This window comes from Pseudarthrobacter sp. 902506025 (assembly GCF_040702325.1).
In the GTDB taxonomy this organism is placed as follows: domain Bacteria; phylum Actinomycetota; class Actinomycetes; order Actinomycetales; family Micrococcaceae; genus Arthrobacter.
This window is the reverse complement of sequence record NZ_JBFBKW010000010.1, coordinates 42869-66819: the sequence shown is the minus strand read 5'-3', so window position 1 is coordinate 66819 and position 23951 is coordinate 42869. Positions and strand designations below refer to the sequence as shown.

21 protein-coding genes are annotated in these 23951 nt (G+C 67.1%); 11 read left to right on the top strand and 10 right to left on the bottom strand.

All coding sequences use genetic code 11. From position 1 onward, the window contains the following. Nucleotides 1-2: 2 nt before the first annotated feature. Both AB0280_RS16925 and AB0280_RS16920 read right to left on the bottom strand, forming a co-directional pair. Nucleotides 3-293 (bottom strand): YciI family protein, encoded by a 291-nt coding sequence (locus AB0280_RS16925; protein ID WP_141943019.1) that lies wholly within the window; start codon nt 291-293, stop codon nt 3-5. Between the two features lie 187 nt (nt 294-480). Beyond that, on the bottom strand, nt 481-1377 hold the full coding sequence (locus AB0280_RS16920) for a LysR family transcriptional regulator (RefSeq protein WP_366367955.1): 897 nt from the start codon (nt 1375-1377) through the stop codon (nt 481-483). A 145-nt stretch (nt 1378-1522) separates the two neighbouring features. On the opposite strand from AB0280_RS16920, the gene AB0280_RS16915 reads away from it, so the two are divergent. The 9 genes from AB0280_RS16915 to AB0280_RS16875 all read left to right on the top strand — a co-directional run bounded on the left by AB0280_RS16915 (nt 1523) and on the right by AB0280_RS16875 (nt 12078). Then, nucleotides 1523-2425 (top strand): LysR substrate-binding domain-containing protein, encoded by a 903-nt coding sequence (locus AB0280_RS16915; RefSeq protein WP_366367954.1) that lies wholly within the window; start codon nt 1523-1525, stop codon nt 2423-2425. A 158-nt stretch (nt 2426-2583) separates the two neighbouring features. Then, nucleotides 2584-3945, top strand: coding sequence for an MFS transporter (locus tag AB0280_RS16910; protein ID WP_366367952.1), 1362 nt, complete (start codon nt 2584-2586; stop codon nt 3943-3945). Beyond that, nucleotides 3945-4886 (top strand): shikimate dehydrogenase, encoded by a 942-nt coding sequence (locus AB0280_RS16905; protein ID WP_366368087.1) that lies wholly within the window; start codon nt 3945-3947, stop codon nt 4884-4886. Before AB0280_RS16910 ends, AB0280_RS16905 begins: the two co-directional genes overlap by 1 nt. After that, nucleotides 4883-6007 carry a Gfo/Idh/MocA family protein gene (locus tag AB0280_RS16900; RefSeq protein WP_366367950.1) on the top strand — a complete coding sequence of 375 codons (1125 nt, stop codon included), beginning with the start codon at nt 4883-4885 and terminating at the stop codon, nt 6005-6007. Before AB0280_RS16905 ends, AB0280_RS16900 begins: the two co-directional genes overlap by 4 nt. Before the next feature lie 9 nt (nt 6008-6016). Beyond that, a complete protein-coding gene (locus AB0280_RS16895; protein ID WP_366367948.1) occupies nt 6017-8101 on the top strand; it encodes an FAD-dependent oxidoreductase in 2085 nt (694 codons plus the stop codon). Beyond that, nucleotides 8098-8967, top strand: coding sequence for a sugar phosphate isomerase/epimerase family protein (locus AB0280_RS16890; RefSeq protein ID WP_307488651.1), 870 nt, complete (start codon nt 8098-8100; stop codon nt 8965-8967). Before AB0280_RS16895 ends, AB0280_RS16890 begins: the two co-directional genes overlap by 4 nt. Further along, on the top strand, nt 8964-9803 hold the full coding sequence (locus tag AB0280_RS16885) for an aldo/keto reductase (RefSeq protein ID WP_307488650.1): 840 nt from the start codon (nt 8964-8966) through the stop codon (nt 9801-9803). Before AB0280_RS16890 ends, AB0280_RS16885 begins: the two co-directional genes overlap by 4 nt. A gap of 12 nt (nt 9804-9815) precedes the next feature. Then, a complete protein-coding gene (locus tag AB0280_RS16880; protein ID WP_366367946.1) occupies nt 9816-11594 on the top strand; it encodes an FAD-dependent oxidoreductase in 1779 nt (592 codons plus the stop codon). 4 nt (nt 11595-11598) lie between these two features. Continuing rightward, nucleotides 11599-12078, top strand: a complete 480-nt coding sequence (locus AB0280_RS16875; protein WP_366367944.1) for a nucleoside deaminase — start codon at nt 11599-11601, stop codon at nt 12076-12078. A 27-nt stretch (nt 12079-12105) separates the two neighbouring features. On the opposite strand, the gene AB0280_RS16870 is transcribed toward AB0280_RS16875, so the two are convergent. The 4 genes from AB0280_RS16870 to AB0280_RS16855 form a co-directional block, all read right to left on the bottom strand. Next, nucleotides 12106-12408 (bottom strand): YciI-like protein, encoded by a 303-nt coding sequence (locus AB0280_RS16870; protein ID WP_224025337.1) that lies wholly within the window; start codon nt 12406-12408, stop codon nt 12106-12108. 131 nt (nt 12409-12539) lie between these two features. Further along, entirely contained in the window at nt 12540-13832 is a 1293-nt protein-coding gene (locus tag AB0280_RS16865; protein ID WP_224025338.1) for an ArgE/DapE family deacylase, read from the bottom strand. A gap of 105 nt (nt 13833-13937) precedes the next feature. Further along, on the bottom strand, nt 13938-15269 hold the full coding sequence (locus AB0280_RS16860) for an MFS transporter (RefSeq protein ID WP_366367942.1): 1332 nt from the start codon (nt 15267-15269) through the stop codon (nt 13938-13940). Between the two features lie 169 nt (nt 15270-15438). Then, nucleotides 15439-16632 (bottom strand): helix-turn-helix domain-containing protein, encoded by a 1194-nt coding sequence (locus tag AB0280_RS16855; RefSeq protein WP_366367940.1) that lies wholly within the window; start codon nt 16630-16632, stop codon nt 15439-15441. 158 nt (nt 16633-16790) lie between these two features. Between AB0280_RS16855 and AB0280_RS16850 the strand changes: the two genes are divergently transcribed. Further along, nucleotides 16791-18485 carry an amidohydrolase gene (locus tag AB0280_RS16850; RefSeq protein WP_366367938.1) on the top strand — a complete coding sequence of 565 codons (1695 nt, stop codon included), beginning with the start codon at nt 16791-16793 and terminating at the stop codon, nt 18483-18485. Next, the gene (locus AB0280_RS16845; protein ID WP_366367936.1) at nt 18482-19735 is read left to right on the top strand and encodes a M20 family metallo-hydrolase; all 1254 of its coding nucleotides are present in this window, start codon (nt 18482-18484) and stop codon (nt 19733-19735) included. The genes AB0280_RS16850 and AB0280_RS16845 overlap by 4 nt, the downstream gene beginning before the upstream one ends. A gap of 7 nt (nt 19736-19742) precedes the next feature. Here AB0280_RS16845 and AB0280_RS16840 read toward each other — a convergent pair whose 3' ends face one another. The 4 genes from AB0280_RS16840 to AB0280_RS16825 all read right to left on the bottom strand — a co-directional run bounded on the left by AB0280_RS16840 (nt 19743) and on the right by AB0280_RS16825 (nt 23845). Then, the gene (locus tag AB0280_RS16840) at nt 19743-20531 is read right to left on the bottom strand and encodes a DeoR/GlpR family DNA-binding transcription regulator (RefSeq protein ID WP_366367934.1); all 789 of its coding nucleotides are present in this window, start codon (nt 20529-20531) and stop codon (nt 19743-19745) included. Between the two features lie 118 nt (nt 20532-20649). Continuing rightward, nucleotides 20650-21654 (bottom strand): 4-hydroxythreonine-4-phosphate dehydrogenase PdxA, encoded by a 1005-nt coding sequence (gene pdxA, locus AB0280_RS16835; RefSeq protein WP_224025344.1) that lies wholly within the window; start codon nt 21652-21654, stop codon nt 20650-20652. Then, nucleotides 21654-22859, bottom strand: a complete 1206-nt coding sequence (locus AB0280_RS16830) for a four-carbon acid sugar kinase family protein (protein ID WP_366367933.1) — start codon at nt 22857-22859, stop codon at nt 21654-21656. The genes pdxA and AB0280_RS16830 overlap by 1 nt, the downstream gene beginning before the upstream one ends. Then, a complete protein-coding gene (locus AB0280_RS16825) occupies nt 22856-23845 on the bottom strand; it encodes a 2-keto-3-deoxygluconate permease (RefSeq protein WP_307488641.1) in 990 nt (329 codons plus the stop codon). The genes AB0280_RS16830 and AB0280_RS16825 overlap by 4 nt, the downstream gene beginning before the upstream one ends. Nucleotides 23846-23951: the final 106 nt, after the last annotated feature.

Genomic DNA, 23951 nt, shown 5'->3' with positions numbered 1-23951 from the left:
CCCTACTTCCCGTCCGCGCCGAAGAAGATGTTCCACTGCCGGATGCTGCGTTCTTCGACCAGGTTGTTCCGGAAGAACGGGTCCTGGTCCATCAGGGCCTCAACATCGGCCTTGGACTCGCCTTCAATGACCAACAGTGCGCCAGGTGCCTCGTCCGGGCCGAAGGGGCCGCTCTTGAGGAGCCGGCCGCCGTCGAACTGCGACTGGAGGAACTCCACGTGGCTGGGACGGTGCGTGTCGCGGGCAGCGGCGGTCCCGTTCGCGTAGGAGTAGGTGACGGCGAAAGTGGCCATGGAAAGTTCCTCTTCATTGAGTCGGGAGGTGTGCCGGCTTGTCGGGCCGGTCCGGGTGATTCCATGGTGCTGACCCGATTGAGACAAGTCCAATACTTATTCGATCAAGGACTATGTGCGGGAATTGCATAGTCGGGGACCCTGCGGGAGAAGAGTTCCTGGGCCCCGGCCCGCCCCTGCCCGGGCTTCAGGCTGGGGGCGTGGGGAGGACTTCCTCCGCCACCTGCAGCGCCAGCTTAAGGGCAGGGGAGACGAGGACTGGATTCCAGGCAATGCCGGATTCCAGCCGCGGCGCACTGCCCGAGAGCGGAATGAACACCGTGCCGCCGGGCATGATCGCGGCGACCGACCGGGGCATGAGGCTTACCCCCACGCCGCCGGCCACCAGGGACAATGCGGTGTAGGGATCCGACACTTCCTGCGCCACGCGCGTGCGGAACCCTGCAGCGGTGCACGCGGAAAAGATGGCCTCCCGGAGGGTCGACCCCTGGGCCTCGGGCATGGTGACGAAGCCGTCCGCGGCCAGTTCATGCAACGCGATCGTGGACCGCCCGGCCAGCGGGTGGTCCACCGGGACCGTGGCTCCCAGCGGTTCCACCGCGATGCGCCGGGTGGCAAGGGACGGCGCGTCCACCGGCAGGCCGATGAAGGCCAGGTCCATCGAGCCGTTGTGCAGGTGGCCCAGGGCGTCCTGCGTCAGCAGTCCGCCGCTGAGGGTGAGGTCCAGTCCGGGGTAGCGCTGGCGCAGGGCGCGGGTCAGCGGCGGCAACGTGGTGTGGTTCAGTGCACCGGAGAACCCGATGGCCAGGCGGCCGTAAACCGTCCCCGTGTCAGCGGTTGCGGCCCGCCGGGCGAGGTCCAGCTCCTCGAGGATCTTCCGGGCGTGGGGCAGGAAGGACAGCCCTGCCGTGGTCAGCGAAACGGCCCGGGTATTGCGCTCGAACAGCTCCGCACCCAGGCTCTTTTCCAGCTTCTTGATGGTCTGGCTCAGCGGTGACTGTGCCATGCGCAGGCGGCTGGCCGCCCGGCCGAAGTGAAGCTCTTCGGCGACCGCCAGGAATGCCTCAATCTGCCGCAGTTCCATGTGCCTCCCGGTGGGCCGAGGTCCTGGCCCGATTGAGCGCTGATTCAACCTAGTTGCCCCGTTACTATAATCCCAGTGCACTTGATGCATTTCCATGGATCCGGGTAGCCAGCCAACAGGATGGCTGCCAGCAAGGGGCGCGTAAATGACCGAAATCCGGTGGCTTGAAGCCTTCGTTGCGGTTGCCGAGGAACTCCACTTCGGCCGCGCAGCACTCCGCCTGCATACCTCGCAGTCCCCGCTGAGCCAGACAATCCGGAAGCTCGAGAACGACCTGGGCACCCGCCTATTCGAGCGGAACACCAGGAGCGTCGCGCTCACACCGGCCGGCCACGCCCTCCTTCCGCGGGCCTACCGCGTGCTCCAGGACATGCGCCTGGCGCGCGAGGCCGCCCTGGCTGAAGTGGAGGGTGTCCGCGGAAAGATCCTGATCGGATTCTCCGGGGCCGTGAACCATTTGACCCTGCCGCCGCTCACGCGCGCAGTGCGGCGGCGCCACCCCGACATTGAACTGGACCTCACCAGCAGGGTGCGCACCAGGGACGGCCTGGCAAGCGTTGCCAACGGAACCCTTGACCTGGCCTTCGTCGGCGTTGCCGAATCCCCGGATCCGTCAGTAGTGGCCCGGCTTGTTGCACGGGAAGAAATCGGGGCAGTGCTTCCGCTGGACCATCCCTTGGCCCGGGAGAAGTCGATACAGTTGCAGAGCCTGTCGGGCGACGACTTCATTTCGCCGCCCACGGACGGCTCGTCCTCCATGACGGAAGTGCTGCTGGCGTCCTGCATGGCGGCGGGGTTCCGGCCGCGCATCGTCCAGGAGTTGTCGGACCCTTACATGGTGCTGACGTTCGTGGCGGCGGGGGTCGGAGTCACGCTGATGAGCAGCGGAATCTCGAGCATCATCCCTTCCGGCGCAACCTACGTGCCGCTGGACGCTCCGCATCACTACATGAACCACGCCATTGCCTGGTCCGCCGGCAATGACTCAGCCGTGCTGAAAGCCGTGCTCGACGTCGTCGAGGAGGTCTTCCCGCCCGTCACAGCCTGACCAAATATAGATCGATCGCAGCATAGTGCTAGATCAATTTAGTCGTGGACTAACTAAGTGATGGCACCCACACTGGATGGAGAAGCCGCCCCATGCGGCCACCCGGTTGCAGCGCACGCACAGCCTGCACAACCGTTCCAGTCCATGAAGGGAAGACCATGTCAGTGTCGACATCGGTGCCAGCACACCCAAAGAACAATGCCAAGATCGCAGCCGTCTCCGGATTCGTCGGCAGCGCGCTCGAATACTACGATTTCTTCATTTTCGGCTCGGCCGCAGCCCTGATCTTCGGAAAACTCTTCTTCGCCCCCGGCCCGTCCGCCATGCTGCTGTCCTTCGCCACGGTCGGTGTAGCGTACGTCGCCCGCCCGCTGGGCGCCGTCATCTGCGGACACCTCGGTGACAAGTTCGGCCGCAAGAAGGTCCTCCTGCTCACGCTCCTGCTGATGGGAACCTCCACCTTCCTCATCGGCTGCCTGCCCACCTACAACCAGATCGGCATGACGGCGCCGGTCCTCATCGTGGCGCTGCGGCTTCTCCAGGGGCTCTCGGCCGGCGGCGAATCGCCGGGCTCGAGCTCCCTGACCCTCGAGCACGCCCCCGACGGGAAACGGGCCTTCTACACCAGTTGGACCATGAGCGGGATCATGTTCGGCATCGTGCTCTCCACCCTTGTCTTCATCCCCGTGGCCTCCATGCCCGAGGAGCAGCTCCTGGCCTGGGGCTGGCGGATCCCGTTCCTGGCCAGCGCCGTGGTCACCGTCATCGCCTTCGTGCTCCGCAGGCTCCTCGAAGAACCCGAGGTGTTCAAGGAAGTCAAGGCCCACGATGAAGTGGTCAAGGTACCGCTGGTTACGCTCTTCCGGCACCACTGGGTAACTGTCCTTCGCGTCACCGCAATGTCGCTGTTCACCATCATCAACACCATCATCAACGTCTTCGCCCTCAGCTACGCCACCTCCGTCGTCGGGGTGGAAAAGGGCCTGATGCTGACCGTGATCGCCGTGGCCAACCTCGCCGCCGTGGGCATGGGCCCGCTGGCAGGCATCCTCTCCGACCGCATCGGCCGCAAGCCCGTCTTCCTGTCCGGACTGGTGCTGCAGATGGCCATGATCTTCGTGTTCTTCGCGGCGCTGACGGCCGCGAACGTACCCCTGATCTTCCTCACCGGCATCGCCCTGATCGGCCTTGCCTACACCGCAACCAACGCCATCTACCCCGCCTACTTCCCGGAGCAGTTCCCGGTGAAGGTCCGCTACTCCGGGATGGCCGTGAGCCTGATGTTCGGCCTCCTCCTGGCAGGGTTCGCCCCGGTGATTTCCGAACTGCTGATCGGCGGCGACAAGACCAATTGGGTTCCGGTCGCCATCTTCGCCGCAGCAGCCTGCGCCGTCTCCGCCGTCGCGGCGCTGACGGCACCCGAGACGGCCAGGACTCCCACGCCGTTGCTGGGACTGAAAGCGGCCGACTCCCGGCACCACGCGCCGTCGGCCCTGGCAGCAGACAAGGTGCAGGCGTGATGCTGCAAACCCTGGCGGGTCCGCAGCCGCTCCAGCCGCGTAAACCCGATGTCCACCACCGGTTCGTCGTGGGGCTGCTCGGCGCCGGCATCGCCGGCTCACTCACCCCCGGCCTGCATGAAGCGGAAGCGGACAGGCTTGGCCTGGCCTACACCTACCGCATCATCGACCTGGACGCCCTGGGCGGGCAGCCCGGAAGGTCCGCGGAGCTGGTCAGGAGCGCAGCGGAGCTCGGATACGACGGGCTCAACGTCACCCACCCGAGCAAGCAGCTGGTGCAGGACGGCCTGGACGAGCTCTCGCCCGATGCCCGCATCCTCGGCGCCGTGAACACCATCACCTTTCACGGCGGCAGGGCAGTGGGCCACAACACCGACCACACCGGCTTCATCGGCGGCTTTCGTGCCGGGCTCCCCTCGGCGCCCATCAACTCCGTCGTGCAGGTCGGCGCCGGGGGTGCCGGGGCGGCCGTGGCCTACGCCCTCCTCAACGCCGGTGCCGGCCACCTGGTGATCGCGGACATCGAACCCGACCGGGCCGAAAGCCTCGCCGCCCGGCTGGCCCCCCACTTTCCCAACAGCGAGGTGGTGGCTGCCCGCACCGATGCCATCGCCGGAACCATCCGCACCGCGGACGGCCTGGTCAACACCACGCCGATCGGCATGACCGGCCATCCCGGGATCCCAGTGGATCCCCACCTGCTGCACCCCGGGCTCTGGGTGGCGGACGTCATCTACCGTCCGCTCGAGACCGCGCTGGTCACGGCCGCCCGGGAGAAGGGCTGCGCGGTCCTGGACGGCGGACGGATGGTGGTGGGGCAGGCCGCCGCGGCATTCGAACTCTTCACCGGCATCCCCGCGGACCCGGACCACATGCTGGCCACCTTCCACCAGGCAACACCCGCCTCCCACTCCGACCAGAAAGATGGCATTCGCCGATGACCACCCCCTCACCCGCCACCTCCCGCCCGCTGCGCGTTGGAATCGCCGGATGCGGAGCGATCTCCCACAACCACCTGACCGCATTCCGTTCCCTCGACGGCGTCGAGGTCGTTGGCGTCTGCGACATCGACCCCCACCGTGCAGAGGCAACGGCACGGGAGTGGGGGATTCCCCACGCCGCGGGCACCGTGGATGCGCTGCTGGCACTGGATCTGGATATCGTCTCCGTCTGCACGCCGCACCCCACCCACGAAGAGGTGGTGCTGCAGGCGGCCGCAGCGGGAGTGCACGTGCTCTGCGAGAAGCCGATCGCCGTCGAGCTGGCATCCGCGGAGCGCATGGTGCAGGCCTGCGACGAAGCGGGAGTGAAGCTGGGCGTCCTCTTCCAGCGGCGGTTCTGGCCGGCAGCCCAGCGCATCCGCGCCGCAATCGACGACGGGACCCTGGGCCGGCCCATCCTGGGCCAGTGCTCGGTGATGCTGCACCGCGACCCGGAGTACTACTCCCGGGACGCCTGGCGCGGGACCTGGGCGAACGACGGCGGAGGGGTCCTGATGACCCAGGCCATCCACTACATCGACCTGCTGCAGTGGTTCATGGGCGATGTTGCCGAGGTGTACGGCAAGATCAACACCTACAAACACGGCGGGCACATCGAGGTGGAGGACTCGGCGACAGCAGTCATCACCTTCACCTCCGGCGCCATGGCCACGCTTGAAGCGTCGACGGCGGTGTCCCCGAGTTTGGGCGTCCAGATCCGAATCACGGGGGAGACCGGAGCCTCCGCGTCGCTGACCGAATTCCCCGAAGGCAGCGACGGCCGGGTGGACCTGTGGGCAGTGGGCGGCACCGTCAGCACGGAGCCTGCCCACCCGGAAGGAATGGAGCCAAACGTCCCCCTGGCCACGATCAACGGCCAACTCATTCCGCACCACACCACCCAGGTCCGCGATTTTGTCCAAGCAGTCCGTGAAGGCGGCGAACCGGCCATCACCGGCCGCGATGCCACCAAAGCGCTGCGGATCCTGCTGGCGGTCTACGAATCATCCCGGACAGGCAGCCCGGTCCGCTTCACCCCGCTGCCCGAAAGCGCACAATCCCCCGCACAGGTTGGGGGCTAAGGAAGAACAATGGAACAGAACACGCGCTACGCCGCCCGCCCCCTGACACTGGGGCGCAACGGCCGCACCCCCAAGACCCTCCGCAACCGGCTTGCCTCCGCTCCGATGGAACGCAACTACGGCACCACCGACGGGCGCATCACCGAGCAGTACATCGACTACCTCGTGACCCGGGCCAAAGCCGGGCTGGGCATGGTCACCACGGAAGCCACCTACGTCCGTGCCGACGGGAAGGGCCGCACCCACCAGCTGGGCCTGCACACTGACGCCATGATCCCGGGACTGCGGAAACTCACGGACGCGCTGCACCGGGAAGGCGCGCTGGCCGCCGTCGAACTCAACCATGGCGGCCGCACCGCGCAGGCCGCCGTGTCCGGGTTCAAGAACGTGGCGCCGTCGCCCGTACCGTGCGAGGTGGCAGGCGGCGAAATCCCGCGCGAGCTCACCAGCGACGAATGCGAAGGGCTCGTCGAAGCCTACGCCCAGGCTGCCCGGCGCGCGGTACAGGCCGGCTTCGACGTCATCAACCTCCACGGCGCCCACGGCTACCTGATCCACCAGTTCATGTCACCCATCTCCAACCACCGCACGGACCGGTTCGGCGCGCCCGAGTACTTCATGAACAGGGTCATCGACGCAGTCCGGGCCGCAGTTCCGGACACCATCGTGGGCATGCGGGTCTCCGTACTGGAGGGCCCCGCCAACGGTATTTCCGCCGAAGGGCAGGTGGCCATCACCGCCAAGGCCCACCTGGACAAGCTGGACTTCCTGGACATCTCGGCCGGCAGTTACGAAGCGGGTGAATGGATCGTCCAGTCGGGGGAGTGGAAGCCCGGCATCCTCGCCGGCTACGCCCGGGCCTACCGCCAGTTCGGCATCCCCCTGGGGATGGCCGGCCGGCTCAACTCGCCGGGCATCATCGAAGAAGTCCTCGCCGCGGGGACCTGCGATTTCGTCAGCCTCGCCCGTGCCATCCACGCCGACCCGGCCTTTGTGGGCGGTGTCCTCCACGGCGACCGCTACCGCCCCTGCATCGCCTGCAACGTCTGCATCGACAACCTGGGACTCGGCCAGGTGACCTGCACCGTCAACCCCGCGGTGGGCCGCTCCCGCGTCCCGGTCCCGACGCCGGCCGTCCGCGAGGGCGCCCGCGTGACGGTTGTGGGCGCCGGCCCCGCCGGCCTCACCGCCGCCCGGGAACTCGCCGAAGCAGGGGCGAAAGTGACAGTGTTCGACGACGGCGGGCGGCCGGGCGGCCAGTTCGCCTTAGCGGAGCGGATGAAGTCCACGCCCGACTTCCACCGCTTCACCGAATGGTCGGCCGCAGAAAACGCCCGGCTGGGCATCGATCTCAAGCTGGGATCGCACGTGGATACCACCCGCCTGGACGCCCTGGTCCGCGGGACTGCGGCAGACGCCGTCGTGCTTGCCACCGGTGGTCTCCGGCCCGGCGCCGGCTTCCCGGGCGCAGGCTCTGAGGACGTCCTGGATATCCGGGACTGGCTGGCCGGCCACCCGGAAGTCCTCGCCGAACCGGTGGACGGCGCCGCCATGCCCGAGGCCGTGACGATCTGGGGCGCCGATTCCGTTGCCATGAGCGTTGCCGACACCCTGGCCGCCAGGGGAACGGCGGTCCTGCTGCTCGGGCCGCAGGACGCGATCGCCCCGGAATCCGGCCGCAGGGCAAAGATCCTGGCCGTTCCCCGGCTCCAGGCGAACTCCCGGGTCCGGATCCGGCTGGACACCGTCATCGAGGAATACGACGGAACCCGGGTCCGGGTGTCCGGACCGGGTTGCCCGCCCGAGGGGGAATGGCTGGACGCGCCGGGACCGCTGCTGGTCTCGCGCTCCGTGGTTCCGCTTGACGGCTCTGTCGCGGCCGAGGCCCGCGATGCGGAACTGAGCCTTATGGCCGGAGTGCCCGTGACCCTGGCCGGAACGGTGGTGGACCAGACGCCGGCGATCGCCTCCAATGCGGTCAAGAGCGGCTACGACGCGGCGCAAAGGATCGCCGTCCGCCTGGCCCCCGGCTCATTGGACGGCACGGACTCGATGGACAGCACGGACTACAGCTTGAACGGCGCACCCCGATGACGCACACCCCGCCCCGGCCCGTCGGGCTGGCCCAACTTTCCCTGCTCAACACCGCCCCGCCGGACCTCGTTGGCATTGCCGCCCAGGCGGGATTCGACTTCATTGGCGTGCGGGTCCGTCCGGTAACGCCCACGGAACGGCCCTATGACCTGCAGCCGGGCTCGCCGATGCTGAGGGAGGCCCTGGCGCGCATGCGGGACACCGGCGTCACCGTACGGGACATCGAATTCCTGCTGCTGGACGGCAGCGACCAGCGCGAGGCCTGGCTGCGGATGATGGAGGCCGGCCAGGCGCTGGGCGCCAGCTCCATCACTGTTGCAGGAGGGGATCCCGACGCCGGAAGGCTGCTCACCACGCTGCGGTCGATGACCGAGGACGGCCGCGATTTTGGCATCACCCCCACCTTGGAAGCCATCTCGTACCAGCCGGTTGCGTCCATTGCCCAGGCCGCGGATCTCGCCCGCCGCGCCGGCTGCAACATCGTGGTGGACACGCTGCACTTCAACCGCTTGGTGGGTGCAGGCGCCGCCGGCCAGTGGGATGCGCTGCGCGCCCACGCAGCCCTTGTGCCGTTGCTTCAACTGTGTGACGGCCCGGCGGAACGGCCAGCCAGCCGGGACGCGCTCATCACCGAATCCCGGTCGGAACGGGAGGTTCCCGGCGAGGGCGGGTTTGACCTTGCCGGGGTGGTGGCGGCACTGCCGGACGGGCTTCCCGTCAGTGCGGAGGCGCCGTCGGACCGGCGCGCGGCTGAACTGGGTGAGCTCGGGTGGGCGCGGCGGCTCAAGGCCGGCGTGGACGCGGTGCTGGCGAAGGCCGACGCGCTGCGCGAATCAGGGATACCCACGAAGGCGGGTGTGCAATGAGCACCACCACCGCAGGCGGAACCACCACCGGTCTGGTGCCGGGCGTGCAGATCCCGCTCATCGGCCTGGGGACCTGGCCGCTGATGGGTGAGGATGCGTCCGCCGCCGTTTCGCAGGCCATCGGCAGCGGCTACCGGCACATCGACACCGCCGAGAACTACGGCAACGAGGAAGCCGTGGGTGAAGGAATCCGCCGCAGCGGAATTGACCGGAGCCAGCTCTTCCTCACCACAAAGTTCAACACCCGGTGGCACAGCCGGACCGGCGTCCGGGAAGCCTTCGCGGAAGCAACCCGGCGGCTGGGCACGGACTACCTCGACCTGTTCCTGGTCCACTGGCCCAACCCCGCCCAGGGACGGTTCGTGGAAGCCTGCGAGGGACTCCAGCAGCTGATGGATGACGGGTGCATCCGCGCATGGGGTGTCTCCAATTTCAAGCCGGCCCACCTGCAGCGCGTGCAGGCCGCGGGGCTGCGGGTACCCCTGAACCAGGTACAGGTGGACCCCGAACACGGCCAACCGGCACAGCTTGGCTGGCACGCCGGGCACCGGATCCTGACCGCTGCCTACAGCCCGCTGGGCCGCAACGGCAGCTTCCTCAGCCACCATGCCATCAGCGGCCCGGCCAGGGAGCTTGGGAAAACACCGGCCCAGATCGTCCTGCGGTGGCATGTCCAGCACGGCCGGATCGCCATCCCCAAGTCGGCACACTTGGAACGCCAGCGCGAAAACCTTGACGTCTTCAATTTCGCCCTGACGCCACCGCAGCTCGCCGCCATTGACGCCCTCGAAACCGGTGCGCCGCCGCGCCTCGACTCCGACACCTACTTCCACTAAGAAAGCTTTGGCATGATGTCCCCTTCACAAACTCCTTCCCGGCTCCCGGACCTGGACTGCGACGTCCTGGTGATTGGTTCCGGCGCGGGCGGCCTGTCCGCCGCCGTGACCGCCGCCTACCACGGACTGAAAGTCGTCGTCGTCGAGAAAGCCGCCGTCTGCGGCGGTGCCACCTCCTGGTCCGGCGGCTGGGCCTGGACGCCCGGAAACCCGCTGGCCAAAGCCGCCGGCGTCAACGAAGACCGTGAACTTTTCCGGACCTATCTCCGCCACCGCCTCGGCCGGCACTACGAGGAAGACCGGGTTGACGCGTTCCTTGAGGCCGTTCCCCACATGGTGGGTTTCTTCCACAACAAGACCAGCCTGCAGTTCGTGCCCGGAGCCAAGATCAAGGACATTTACGGGGACACCCCGGGCGCCGGAACCGGGCACCGCTCCGTGGGTCCAAAACCGATCAATGCACGCCGGATCAAGCCCGCGCTCCGGGCCAGGATGCGCCACCAGCTCTACGAAACCTCATTCCTGGGCATGGGCATCATGGCGGGACCGGACCTGTCCAAGTTCCTCTCCGCCTCGCAGGGGGACATCCGGGGGATCTTCCACGCCGGCTGGCGGGTGGGATTCCACCTCCTGGATCTCCTTGCCTACCGGCGCAACATGCAGCTGGTCAACGGCACCGCGCTCACCGGCCGGCTGCTCAAATCGGCGGACGACCTGGGCGTGGACATCCGCGTCTCCACCCCGGCCCGGCACCTGCTCACCGATGAGTCCGGGAAGGTGACGGGCGCCGTCGTAAGCTCCCCGCACGGCGAAATCCGGATCACTGCCTCCCGCGGCGTCGTCCTGGCCGCCGGGGGCTTTCCCAATGACGTCGCCCGCCGCAAAGCCCTTTTCCCCAAAACCCCGACCGGCCGGGAGCACTGGACCCTGGCGCCCAAGGAAACCACCGGGGACGGCATCACCATGGCCCAGGCGGTGGGTGCCCGCTTCGAGACCGGGGTGGCGTCCCCGGCCGCGTGGTGCCCGGTGTCGCTGGTCCCGTACCGGAACGGACGCACCGGCACCTTCCCGCACATCATGGACCGGGCCAAGCCGGGCAGCATCGGGGTGCGGCGGGACGGCAAGCGGTTCGTCAACGAGGCCAACGGCTACTACGACTATGTGGAAGGCCTGCTGGCTGCCACCCCCGAGGGCGAACCCGCAGAAGCATGGCAGATCGCCGACGCCCCATTCGTGCGCAAGTACCCGCTGGGCATGGCCAAACCGCTGCCGGTGCCGCTGTTCCCGTACCTGCGCAGCGGATACCTGAAAAAGGGCAAGACCATCGAGGAACTTGCCGTGGCCTGTGGCATCGACCCGCAGGCCCTGGCCAGGACCGTTGCGGACTTCAACGACAACGCACGCAGGGGGGTCGACCCGGACTTCAACCGCGGCGCCACCGAGTTCAACAAGTACGGCGGTGACCCCGGGAACACCCCCAACCCCTCGCTGCGTCCGCTGGAGAAGGGGCCGTTCTACGCGGTGAAAATCGTCCCGGGATCCTTCGGCACCTTTGCGGGGCTGGCGGCCGATGCCCGGGCGCGCGTCCTGGATACTGACGGGCACCCCATCGAGGGCCTCTATGTCGCCGGCAACGACCAGGCCTCGGTCATGGGCGGACACTACCCGGCCGGCGGGATCAACCTTGGCCCTGCCCTGACGTTCGGTTACATCGCCGGACGCGACCTTGCCCGCGCCACCCACTATGAGGACGACGGCGCCCCCGCGCAGAATCAGCCCGTGCAACAATGACGCCATGACCCACGAGCAGCCTCACGCCCTTGCGCCGGAACTGGACAGCGCCGACCTTCCCGCATTCGAAGCCGCCTACCAGGCAGCGCAAAAAGGCCTGGCCGAAGGTGGCATCCCCATCGGGGCTTCGATCGCGCGGGGCGGCGTGGTGTTTGCGAGCGGACACAACCAACGGGTCCAGAACGCGGATCCGATCGCGCACGGGGAAATGTCCGCACTGCGCAGCGCCGGACGGCAGAGGAGCTACCGGGACACCACGCTGTACACCACCCTGGCCCCGTGTGCCATGTGCGCCGGAACCATCATCCAGTTCAAGATTCCCCGCGTTGTGGTGGGGGAGGCGAGGACGTTCGACGGCGAACTGGAGCTTTTGCGGTCACGCGGGGTCGAGGTGGTGGTCCTGGATGATCAGCGGTGCGTGGACATGATGGCTGCGTTCCAGGCCGACAAGCCGGAGCTGTGGGCGGAGGACATTGCCGAGTAGCGCCGGTCCCGCGCTGGTGTGCGGTGGCTACGGGTGAACCGGTGTGGCGGCCTCGTTGCCCAGCACCGTGGTCCACGGGCTGGCACTCCAGGACGTCACCACGCCGTTGATGACGTAGGGGTCTGCGGCTGCGAAGGCTTTTGCGGCCTCGAGCGGGTTCTCGCCGGTGAAGATCAGCAACCCTTTGAAGGGGCCTTCGCCGATTGCGCCGCCGAGCAGGAGCTCGCCGCGTTCCACCGCCTCCCACCCCGCCCTGAGGTGGTCTGAGCGGTACTGCCCGCGGCTTTCGAGGTAGTCGTCCGCGTAGGTGTATTCAAGTACGGCGTGCATGCGTGTCTCCAGTCCGGTTAGTGGTTTCGTTCGCTGTAGAAGCAGCGTACCCACCGTGTGATGGCCGGAAACCGTGGCACCTCAGCCAAGACGGCGGAGCTTGTGGAGGCGGATGCTGTCGCCGTCGTGGTTCAACGCTCCCGAGGCGGGCCCGGCTTCTCGTCAATACCGCACCAGCCGGCAATGAACAGGGCGATGCTCTTGGTGATCCGGCGGATGGATTCGACCGAGACCCGCTCGTCGAACCCGTGGATTGCCTCAGAAACCGGGCCGTACACCAGCGCCGGCGTATCGGCATAGAGGGCGAAGACCCTGCCATCGAGGTAGCCCGGTGTGGTGAAGCTTTCCAGTTCCCGGCCGAAGACCTGCGAATGCGTGCGCTCGAGCATGGCCTCCGCCTCGCTCCCGGGCTCCAGCACATAGCCCTCCGAGAAGAAGCCTGTCTTCACGCCTACCGCATTAATCGGCGACGGACCGCGGCCCAAGGAAGTCAGGCACTCCTGGAGTTCGGACCAGGCCTGCTCCGCGCTGATGCCGGGGTAGATCGCCGCCCGCACATCGAACTCACACCAGGCCGGGACGCTGGAAGGCCAGTCGCCGCCCGCGATTCCACCGAAGTTGAAGTTGATGGGGTGGTCCAGGCCTTCGAAGTAGCGGTGCTGTCCGCGGTCCGCGTTCCACTTTTCCTCGACCTCGCGCAGCGCCGAGATCGCCGTATACGCCGCATCGATGGCGTTGAAGCCGGTGCCCATCTCGCGCGGATGAGTCGGGTTGCCGGTCACCCTGACTTTGAACCAGAGCACGCCTACATTGGCGCGCACCAGCATGTCCTCCTCGGGCTCGGGGATGATGACGGCGTCGGCCCGGTAGCCGCGCAGATGGGCGGACAGCGAGCCGTTGCCTGTGCATTCCTCCTCGATGACGGACTGGAAGTGGATGCGGCCAGCGGGCTCAAACCCTGCGGCACGGACGGCGTCAAAGGCGAAGAGGTTGGCAGCCAGGCCTGCCTTCATGTCGCCGGCGCCGCGGCCGTGCATCCATCCGTCGATGATCGGGGCATCCCAGGGGTAGCGGGACCAGGCCTCGGAGGGGCCTTCGGGGACCACATCGATGTGTCCGTTGAGGATGAGGGACCGACTGCGCTCGGTGGCCGGGCGGTATGTGCCCACCACGTTTGTCATCCCTTCATAGGACACCGTCACAGGCCCGAAGCCCTCATGGGCAGACAAGCCCTCGGCGTCCAGCTCCCACCGGTCCATTTCCAGGCCACGGCCGGCCATGGCCGCGAACATCAGGTCCTGGGCGCTCCCCTCCCGGGTGCGCAGCGACGGGTGTTTGACCAGGTCCTGGGTGAAGGACAGCTGCGCATCAAAGGCGGCGTCTACGGCGTCCAGGATCCGAAGGGTCTGGTCGTCACTAAGCATGTTCGTCTCCTAACAAACGGGGAGCCGTCCGCCGGACGGCTCCCCGAAGTGGTGGTGAGTTTCGACAGAGGGTGTAACGCGGTCTCCTGGCGGCGGCCGCGGTGCCTAGCTTTCGGCGACGAGCTTCTTGTCCTGGACGCGCAGGCGCTCACCCAGGAACCCACCAACTGCCGTGAGCAGGGAGATGATCGCCAGGATCAGGGCCGCGCCCCAGGACTGGTTGCCGGAGACACCCAGCATGGCGGTGGCCAGCAGCGGCATGAACCCACTGGTGGCACCGGCGATGTTGTAGCCCAGAGCCACACCGGAGTAGCGCAGCTTGGCCGGGAACAGGTCGGTCAGCAGGGCGCCGTTGACGGCGTAGGCCACCGCAATGAGCATGATACCGACGGTGATGGCCAGCGTGATCATCAGCGGGGATTTGGTGTCGATCATCGCGAAGAGGGGGAACGCGGCGACGGCGCTGACGATGCCGCCCCACATGGTGACCTTGCCAGGCCCGATCTTCTCGGCCAGCCGGCCCATGAGGAAAGTAACGCCGATCTGGGCTACCGCGGCAACCAGAGTCGCGTTGACCATGACGTTCCGGTCCACCTTGAGCGTGTTCGAACCGTAGCTGACGGCGAAGGTGGTGATCATGTAGAAACCGCCGACGCCGAGCAGCGCGGCGAGAACTGCCACGACCAGGCGGCCGCCGGCGTGGCGGAACACCTCGAAGGCCGGGACCTTGGCCGTTTCGCCCTGGGCAAGCAGGTCCTTGAAGATGGGGGATTCCTCCACCTTGAGCCGGATCCAGAGCGCGATGCCCAGCATGGGGAAGGCGATCAGGAATGGAATGCGCCAGCCCCAGGCGTCAAAGGCCTCGGACGGGAACAGCAGGACCAGCGAGAACGCGCCGGAGGCCAGCAGCGTCGCCACCGGAGAGCCGACCTGTACCAGCGCGGCGTACCGGCCGCGCTTCTCGACGGGTGCGTGCTCGACCGCCATAGTCACGGCGCCGCCCCATTCGCCGCCGACAGCCAGGCCCTGCACCAGGCGCAATACCGCCAGCATGATTGGTGCAGCCAGGCCGATGCTGCCGAAGTCCGGCAACAGGCCGATGAACGCCGTCGCCGCGCCGATCATGACGATGGTCGTGAGCAGGGCCGGCCGGCGTCCATAACGGTCACCGATATAGCCGAAGATCATGGCTCCGATCGGGCGGGCGGCGAAGCCGACGCCGAACGTGGCAAAAGAGGCCAGCAGAGCCGCGGTGGGGTCCATGTTGGTGAAGAAGAGCCGGTTGAAGACCAGGGCCGCGGCCGTGCCGAAGAGGTAGTAGTCGTACCATTCCAGCGCGGTCCCGACGAAGGCGGCACGGGCAATCTTTCCTGCGTCTTTGCCTGAGATTACCGGAGGAGCACCTACGGTGGAGGGGAGTGAATTTGAGGTGGTCACTGCGTGGGCCCTTTCGAGCGGGTTGAGTTTTGCGTCCCGGGTCCCGCGGCGGACGAAAGGCGATTGCCTGCACTGCTGCGGTGATTATTCGAGATTAGGTCAGTGATAAAGCCCTAAACAATGACAATATCCACCCACTTTTCCTCCGCCCGTTGGGCATCTTCACAAATCAGCTGGCAAACTCCTTATAGCGGCTAAGGGCGACGAGGGCCCGCGCGGCCTCTGCCGGCACGGTGAGGTCAAGGCCTATGACCTCATGCAGGCTATGCAGGCGGTTGACCACGGTGTTGCGGTGGCAGAACAACTCCTCCGACGTCTCCTTGATGGACCCCGTCCGCCCGTAGCTGCGCGCCACCTCCAGCAGGCGCTGACGTTCAAGAGGCGTGCACTTATCCAGTGCTTGCTTAATGGGTGAGGAGAAGCCCGGGAACTTCTGCTCCAGGAGGCCGCTCGCGATCCCCATCCATGCGTCCTCGAGTGTCGCCAGTCCTGTGCCCCGGCGCTTTTGCTGCGCCAGCACGAGGGCCGATGCTGCGGCGGACGGGACAGCATCCAGCCCGTCGACATCGGGTACGTACCCGGCAGGAAAGCCGGGTCCTTCCTCTTGCCAGGTTCGCCCCTTGCGTTGCTGCCTGAAGAGATACAGGACTCCAGTATTCTCGTACACATAAGTGCGGTGGTCCGACTCGAACTGCTGCAGGGCCTGGGCCACGGCGTCCAATGTAACCGCGAGCACTTCGAAGGTTCCTGTGGCCTGCACCCCGAGGGCCGCCGCAAGGTCCTGCACTCCGCGGGAGCCGCCCAGTTCAGCGTTGAACAGCCGGGAAAGCAAGCGCTGGCGGTACAGCTGCTTGTTCCGGGTCAGCCGGGCCTCTTCCTCGGCATACGCCTGCTGGATGCTGCTGACATAGCCTTCGACGGCGTCCAGGACCCGGTCCATGTTGGCCACCAGGACGCCGATCCCTTTGTCCCGGGCAACACGTTCCAACCCCTTCCACAGAACGCGGAAGTCGTTGCGGATGGCTTCAAGGAATGCGTCCAGAGGGACGCCTTGGCGGGCCCGGCGGGCTGCCACTTCACGGGGGAGGGCCTGCAGGTCCGGTGGGAGTTCCAATCCGGCCATTTGGTAGAGGAACATGTCCATGGTGTCCGCGGCGGTGCGGTAGACGTCCTCCTCGGGAACCAGGGCCTCACCATAGGAAATGGCGGAGAAGCGCTCGAGGAAGTCGTCCACCAGCAGGGACCGTTCCTTCCACAGACTCTCCAGCAGCTCTGTCCATTCCGGCTCTGTGGGCCGGCCTGGACGGAACTCCCTTATAGCCGAGGCGGAGAAGCGCGGGGTGCCCTGGTCAAGTGCTGTCATGGATCAATTTTATGCAAAAGCCTAAGCGATGCGCTAGAAACGGCGTTCGATGTCCATTGAAGGCAGCATTATTACAGCGTTGAATAGAGCGTAGTCCATCTCCCAGGCCTTGGTCCCAACCCCTCCGCCACATCCGGGGACCCTATCAAAGAGGATTTATGCCCGCCGATCTCCTGATTCGAAACGCACGCATCCTGACCCAGGATGCTTCCTGCCCCGCCGCGACAAGCCTGCTCATCCACGACGGCAAAATCCTCGAGGTGGATCCCGGCGCCGACCTGGCGGCCCTGGCTGTCCGCACCATCGATGCCGCCGGGACCACGATTGTCCCCGGGTTCAACGACGTCCATGCACACAGCGTGTGGTTCGGCCTCGGCCTGATGGAGGCAAATGCAGGGGCAGCGGCAAGCTTGGACGAGGTCTACCGGATCATCGCCGACGCCGCCGCGGGGATGGCCCCCGGAGAATGGGTGGTGGCCTCCGGCTACAGCCCGCTGCTTCTCGGCGGGCAACAACCGGACCGCGACCGGCTGGATGAGGCTGCCGGGGGGCGTCCGGTGTGGATCAAGCACTCCTCGGGCCACGCCTGCACACTCAATGGCGTGGCGCTGGAGCTCGTATCAGCCCGGGCCGATCTCTCCGCCCCGATTGACGGCGGGGCCGTCGTCGTGGGCGACGACGGCCGCCCGACCGGGCTGCTTGAGGAAAATGCCATGCGGCTGGTGCAGGACATCCTCCTGCCGTATCCGCTGGAGACCATTGCGCACGCGCTGGATCTGGCGACGTCGCACTACCTCGCCGAAGGTATTACGAGCGTTACGGATGCGGGCATCGCCGGCGGCTGGATTGGCTATTCGCCCCGCGAGTTCGCGGCCTACCAGAACGCCCGCGACAAGGGTCTTCTCAGCGTCAGGATGCAGCCGATGCTGGTCATGGATGCCCTCCACAACGTGGCGGGCCACGCCAACGATCCAGCCTCCAGGAGCCTGGACGCCGGAATCCGCACAGGATTGGGCGACGACTGGCTGCGGCTGGGACCGGTGAAGATCTTCAGCGACGGTTCGCTCCTGGGCAGCACGGCCTACATGACCGAGGACTACGTCGGCTGCACCCACAACCACGGCTACCTGCAAATGGACGCGGACCAGCTGCGGGAATCAGCGCTCGAGGCGTACCGGGCGGGCTGGGCAATTGCGATGCATGCCATCGGCGACCACGCCATCGACCATGCGATCGACATCATCACGGAGGCGCAGGAGACCTTTGGGATCAACTTACAGCCCAACCGGATTGAGCACGGCGGGGTGGTCCGCCCCGATCAGCTCGACCGGATTGCCGCGGCCGGCATTGTGTTGGTGCCGCAGCCGCACTTCATCACCGAGTTCGGCGACGGCATGGCCCAACTGCTGGGCCCCAAGCGCACCAATTGGTCCTACCCCGCCAAGAGCCTGCTGGAACGCGGTGTCACGCTGCCGGGAAGCTCGGACCGTCCCGTCTCCAACGGCAGGCCCCTGGACGTCATGCAGTCCTTCGTGGAGCGGCTGACCCCGTCAGGACAGGTCTACGGCCCGGACGAAAGGATCACCGCGGCTGAGGCCCTGGCCGCCTACACCACGGGATCAGCAGCCGCCACGGGCACCGGCCACATCAAGGGGCGCCTGGCCCCGGGGTACCTGGCCGACCTGGTGTTCCTGGACCAGGACCCCACCGCAGTGGCCCCCTCGGACATCGCCGCCACGCGGGTACTGGCCACCATGGTGGGTGGTCAAATCCGCTTCGGCAAGGAAAACCTACCGGCGCCGGTCCGCACCGCAGACCTTGAGGCAGCCCTGACAGGGAAGGAAACCCCATGAGCACCACCGACGACCAATTCCTCGCCGATTTCGCCACGATGTCCGGCTTCGGCGCGACGCCCGGCGGAGGAGTGGACAGGCAGGCCGGCACGGCGGCTGACCATGCCACCCGGGCCTGGTTCAGCCAATGGCTGGCCCGGCACGGCTATACCGAATCAGTTGACGAGGCAGGCAACCAGTTCGGTACCATGGAGCTGGTCCCCGGTGCCCCGTACGTGCTGGCGGGATCCCACCTGGATTCCCAGCCGCTGGCCGGACGGTACGACGGAGCCTACGGAGTGCTCGCAGCGGCGCATGCCGGCGCCCGCGTAGCTTCGGAAGCCCGGGACGGAAAGCTTGAGCCCACCTGCAACCTGGCCGTTGTGAATTGGTTCAACGAGGAAGGCAGCCGCTTCGCGCCCAGCATGATGGGAAGCGCAGTCTTCACCGGGAAACTTCCGCTGGGTGACGCGCTGGCTACTGCCGACTCGGCCGGCACCACCGTGGCTCAGGCACTGGCCGCAGGGCAAGGCGCCCAGGACGGGAACGCTCCGGTCCTCGCACAAGTTGCCCGCTACGCCGAGATCCACATCGAGCAGGGTAAGGAGCTGGAGGAGAGCGGTACCGAGGTAGGCATCGTGGACAGGACCTGGGCCGCCAGCAAGTACCGTGTCACGGTGGACGGAGCGCAGTCGCACACGGGCGCCACCCGCATGGAAGACCGCCGCGACGCCCTCTTCGGGGCCGCGCTGGTGATCGCCGCCGCGCGTGAACTGGCCGCGGAGTTCGAGCCAGGGCTGCTGCACACGTCCGTCTCCGAGCTGCATGTCCTGCCGAACTCGCCGGTCACCATAGCCCGGCAGGTGGTAATGAACCTGGACCTGCGCTCCCCGGACGAGTCCGTGCTGGGCCTCGCCATGGAACGCCTGGGAAAGAGGATCATCGACGCCGAGGCAGACTCACGCACTGAGATCCGCCTGGACCTCACCCACAACTGGGGAGTGGTGTCCTACCAGCCCAAAGGAGTGGACCTGGGCCGGGCAAGCGCAGAGAGCCTGGACTACAGCCACAGGAACGTGATGACCGTCGCCGGGCACGATTCGACCAACATGAAGGACGTAGTCCCCACCGTCATGCTCTTCGTTCCCAGCGTCGAAGGCATCTCGCACAACGAGGCCGAGTACACGCTCGACGACGATGCCCTGCGCGGCGTCGAACTGCTCACCGACGTCCTGCGGCGCCTCGTCCGGGGCGAACTGGAAGAGAACTAGCAGCGCGTCAGCCCGCGCTTGCCGCGGGCGTAACCGCTGCCACCTCAACCTCAACCCCGGCATCCCGGAACTTCTGCACCTGGGCGGGGTCGGCGCCGTCGTCCGTTACCAAAGTCCACGGCAAAGCCAAACGCGCCCAGGCGTGGAAGGGCCGCAGCCCCAACTTCGAGGAGTCGGCCAGAACGTAAACGGCACGGCCGCGCCGGGCCATCAGCTCCTTGAGCCGAGTTTGGGCATGGTCGGCTTCGCAGATGCCGTCCTCGGCGGTGACGGCGTCGGCGCCCAGGAACACCCGGTCAAAGCTCATCCGCTCCAGCGCCGCCTCGGCCAGCGGCCCCACGAAACTCTGGGAGACGCCACGGAGCCGGCCGCCCAGGCAGTCCACCTCGATGCCCTCCGAATCGGCCAGCTCCTGCAGTGTGTTGATGCCCGGCGTGGTCACGGACAGCCGATCGAACCCGCGCAGCTCGTGCGCCAGGGCACCCGCGGTGGAGCCGGCGTCGAGCAGGATGTTCTCACCCGGCTGGATTACGGACGCAGCCCAGCGGGCGATCGCATGCTTCTGCTCGAACGCCTCCCCGGTGCGCTGCCGCAGCGACGCCTCCGGGTGCGCGCCCATGGCCATCGCCCCGCCGTACGTCCGGGCCAGCCGGCCCTGCGAGTTCAGCAGCGCCAGGTCGCGGCGGATGGTGGACGCGGTCACCTCGAACTTGGCCGAGAGTTCCTCCACGGAGGCCAGGCCGGTGGTCACGGCAAGGTGGTAGATCTCCTCGCGCCGCGCGTTTGCGCTGAGCATTCCCGGTCTCCTTCCCGTGGGCATGGCGGTGGCAGTGCTACCCATGCTAGTGCTCGGCAGGGACGGCAACGGCCGGCCAACGCTTGCACGCTGACCGGCCGTCCTGTTCGTGCAGGAGCTAGAGGGCTTCGTCCCGTGCCGGTGCCAGGTCAACAGCTTGCCGCAGGGCCTCGAGCAGCGACTCGTGGTCCGCAATGTTCTTGCCGGCGATGTCAAAGGCCGTGCCGTGGTCAACGGACGTCCGCACCACGGGGAGCCCCACGGTGATGTTGACGCCGTTCTCCAGGCCAAGGACCTTCACGGGGCCGTGGCCCTGGTCGTGGTACTGGGCCACCACCAGGTCGAAGTCGCCGCGGCCGGCCAGGAAGAACAGGGTGTCCGCCGGGAGGGGACCGAAGGCGTTAATCCCTTCCGCCTGCGCTTTCTCGATGCCCGGCTGGATCTTCTCCGCCTCCTCGCCGTAGCCGAACAGCCCGTTCTCACCGGCATGCGGGTTGATGGCGCACACAGCGATCCGCGGGTTCTCGATGCCGGAGGTGCGCAGCAGTTCATACCCGCGCTTGATGGTCCGGTAGACCAGGTCCCCGTTGATCTTGGCGATGGCGTCGATGAGCCCGATGTGGGTGGTCACGTGGATGACGCGCATCTTCGGCGCGGTCAGCATCATGGACACTTCCTCGGTGCCGGTCAGTTCGGCGAGGAGCTCGGTGTGGCCGGGGAACTTGTGCCCGGCTGCGTGCAGAGCCGCCTTGTTAAGGGGGCCTGTGCAGATGGCGTCAACCTTACGGTCCATCGCCAGCTGCACGGCCTTCTCGATGAAGAGGTACGAACCGTGCCCGGCCGCGGCGGACAGCTCGCCCCAGGCGAGGTCCTCCGGGATGCAGTCGATGTCGAGGACGTCGATGGTGCCTTCCTGGAACAGCGCGTCCGACGGCTCGGCCACCTTCCGCAGGGCCAGCGGGCTGGCGACGATGTCCGCGGCGAGCTGCAGCCGGCGAAGATCGCCGATGACCAGCATCCGCGCCTTGGACCGGAGTTCGCTGTCCGCCAGGGCCTTGACGATGATTTCCGGGCCAATGCCGGCGGCGTCCCCCATGGTGATGGCTACGATCGGGCGTCCCATTACTTGGTACTCATTTCAGTCGTTGTGCTAGAGAAAAACTGTGTGGTCCTGGCCAGCGTGCCGGCATCGCCGAAGGCGCCGGCCTTGGTGACCAGGAGGGGGAGGGGCGCGGGCAGCAGGCTCATCACGACGCCGGGCTCAACCTCGCCCAGGACGGTAAAGCTGCCGACGCCGAGCGCCTTGAGGACCGCCGTCGCAGTCTCCCCGCCCGTCAGGATCAGGGCTTCGCAGTTCCCGATGCCGCCGGCAGTGGCCCTCGCCAGCGCTTCGGCCACGACCAAGGCCTGCGATTTGTCCACGGCACCCATCGGATTTGGCGTCAGCACGACGTCGGTCCGCAGCATCGCGGCCGCTACGTTCCGGGCAACCGTCGGGTCCTCCAGCGCCTGGTGGTCCAGCGTGATGTGCTCGGCACCTGCGGCGACAAGGGCCTCGGTCTGCTGCCGGGCGAGGCCGGAATAGCTGCCGATCACGGTCAGCGTCCGCTGTACGTGCTGTGCGTGGTCACGAAGGACATCGCGTCCTTCCTCGCGTGCGGCAACGTGGCCGGCCAGCCCGCCGGAACCCACCAGGAGGGCAGGAAAGTCCAGCAGGGCTGCCGCGGCGGCGATCTGCTGAAGGTCATCGTCAGAGACCGCGTCAAGTACGACGGCGTCAGTCCCGCGGTCCCGAAGGTCCTGCAGGTGCGCCGCCAGGTCCTCCGGGGTGCGTGCCGTTTCCCGGCCCACCAGTTCAGCGGAAAGACCTCCGGCGGCAACTGCTGCCGCCACGTCGCCGTCGAACCGTCCCTGCGCGTTCTGCGCACCGTTGACATGGACCATGCCGCGCAGGGTGGTCCTTCCCGTGGCCGGAAAGGCAGGGGCCACCAGGGCCAGGCCCCTGCCGCGGCCGTTACTGACGCTGGCCAGCGCTGCGGCAATCTCCGGGCCGAGGTTGCCGCGGAGCAGCGAGTCAATCTTCTTGAAGACCTGCCGGTCCTGCCCAAGGGCCTGTGCCACCGCGGCAGCCACGGCGGAGGCAGCCTCCTCCGCCGCAAGGTAGCGGCTCTCGGTGTTGACCGACAGGATGTCCGCCTCCGGCCACGTGGAGGCCAGGTCAAGGATCACGCAACTGCTGTGGGTGGGTCCGTAGGCTGCGGCGGCATCTGCCGCTCCCGTCAGGTCGTCGGCGATGATTGCCCAGCGCTTGGCTGCGGTGGCGTTCATACTGCTGGGGACACCTCGCGGGTTTCCACGGTCTGCTTGGCCTTCAGGCGCTTAGCGTACCAAGCGACCATGAGGGGGCAGCCGATGGCGGTGACCACCACGGAAGCTGCCACCAGCACGGTGGCGGGGCCGGCTGCGGCAGAGTAGGCCGGGTTGGCGGCGGCCACCAGCATGGGAACGGTGGCGGCGTTGCCGGCAGTGGTTGCTGCCGCGAGGCCGGCGATGCCCGAGCCGCCGGTCAGCTTGTCAGCGAAGAAGAGCACGGCGCCGCCGGCGATGAGCACGAACAGGCCCAGGCCGACGCCCAGCAGTCCGGCGTTGAGCACCTGGCCCAGGTTCAGGCCGAAGCCGAGGGCCAGGGCGAAGAACGGAATCAGCACCGGTGCCGCGGAGGAGAGGAACTTGCGCATGGCCGGGTCCAGGGCGCCCAGGATCGCACCGAGGAGCAGCGGGATGACGGCGCCCACCAGGGCCTGCCACGGGAAAGCTGAGAGACCGGCGACGCCGAGGGTCACCATGGTCAGGAAGGGCCCGGATTCAAGGGTCATCACGGAGTACGCCGCAACGTCCTTGGGCTTGCCGTACTGGCCCATGAGTGCCATGTACATGCCGCCGTTGGTGTCGTTGAGGGCGGCCAGGATGGCCAGGACCGAGAGGCCCGAGAGCAGTCCGCCGTCGATGGGAAGTTCACCCATGAACCTGCCGGCGATGACGCCGATGATGATGGCGAACAGGACCTTGCTGCCGAACAGCACGCCGCCCTTTTTCAGGATGTACGGGGTGGCTTTGATATCGATGCTCGCGCCCATGCAGACATAGAAGACCGCAAGGATGGTGGTGCCGCCGGTGAAGAGCGCGCCCGTGAAGGAGCCGAAGAACTTGGCGGAATCCGGGGCGAAGGTGCCGAGGACGGCGCCGATGAGCAGGGGGATCAGCATCATGCCGCCAGGAACCTTTTCCATAGTGGCCTTGATTGGGACAGACATAAAGCAACCTCATTGTTGTTTGGGGAGGGGGAGGTCGGGCGGGCCGCCCAAAAGCATGATGTAGATCATAGGCACTGCTGCGTGATTAGCGCAAGGCTACTTGCGC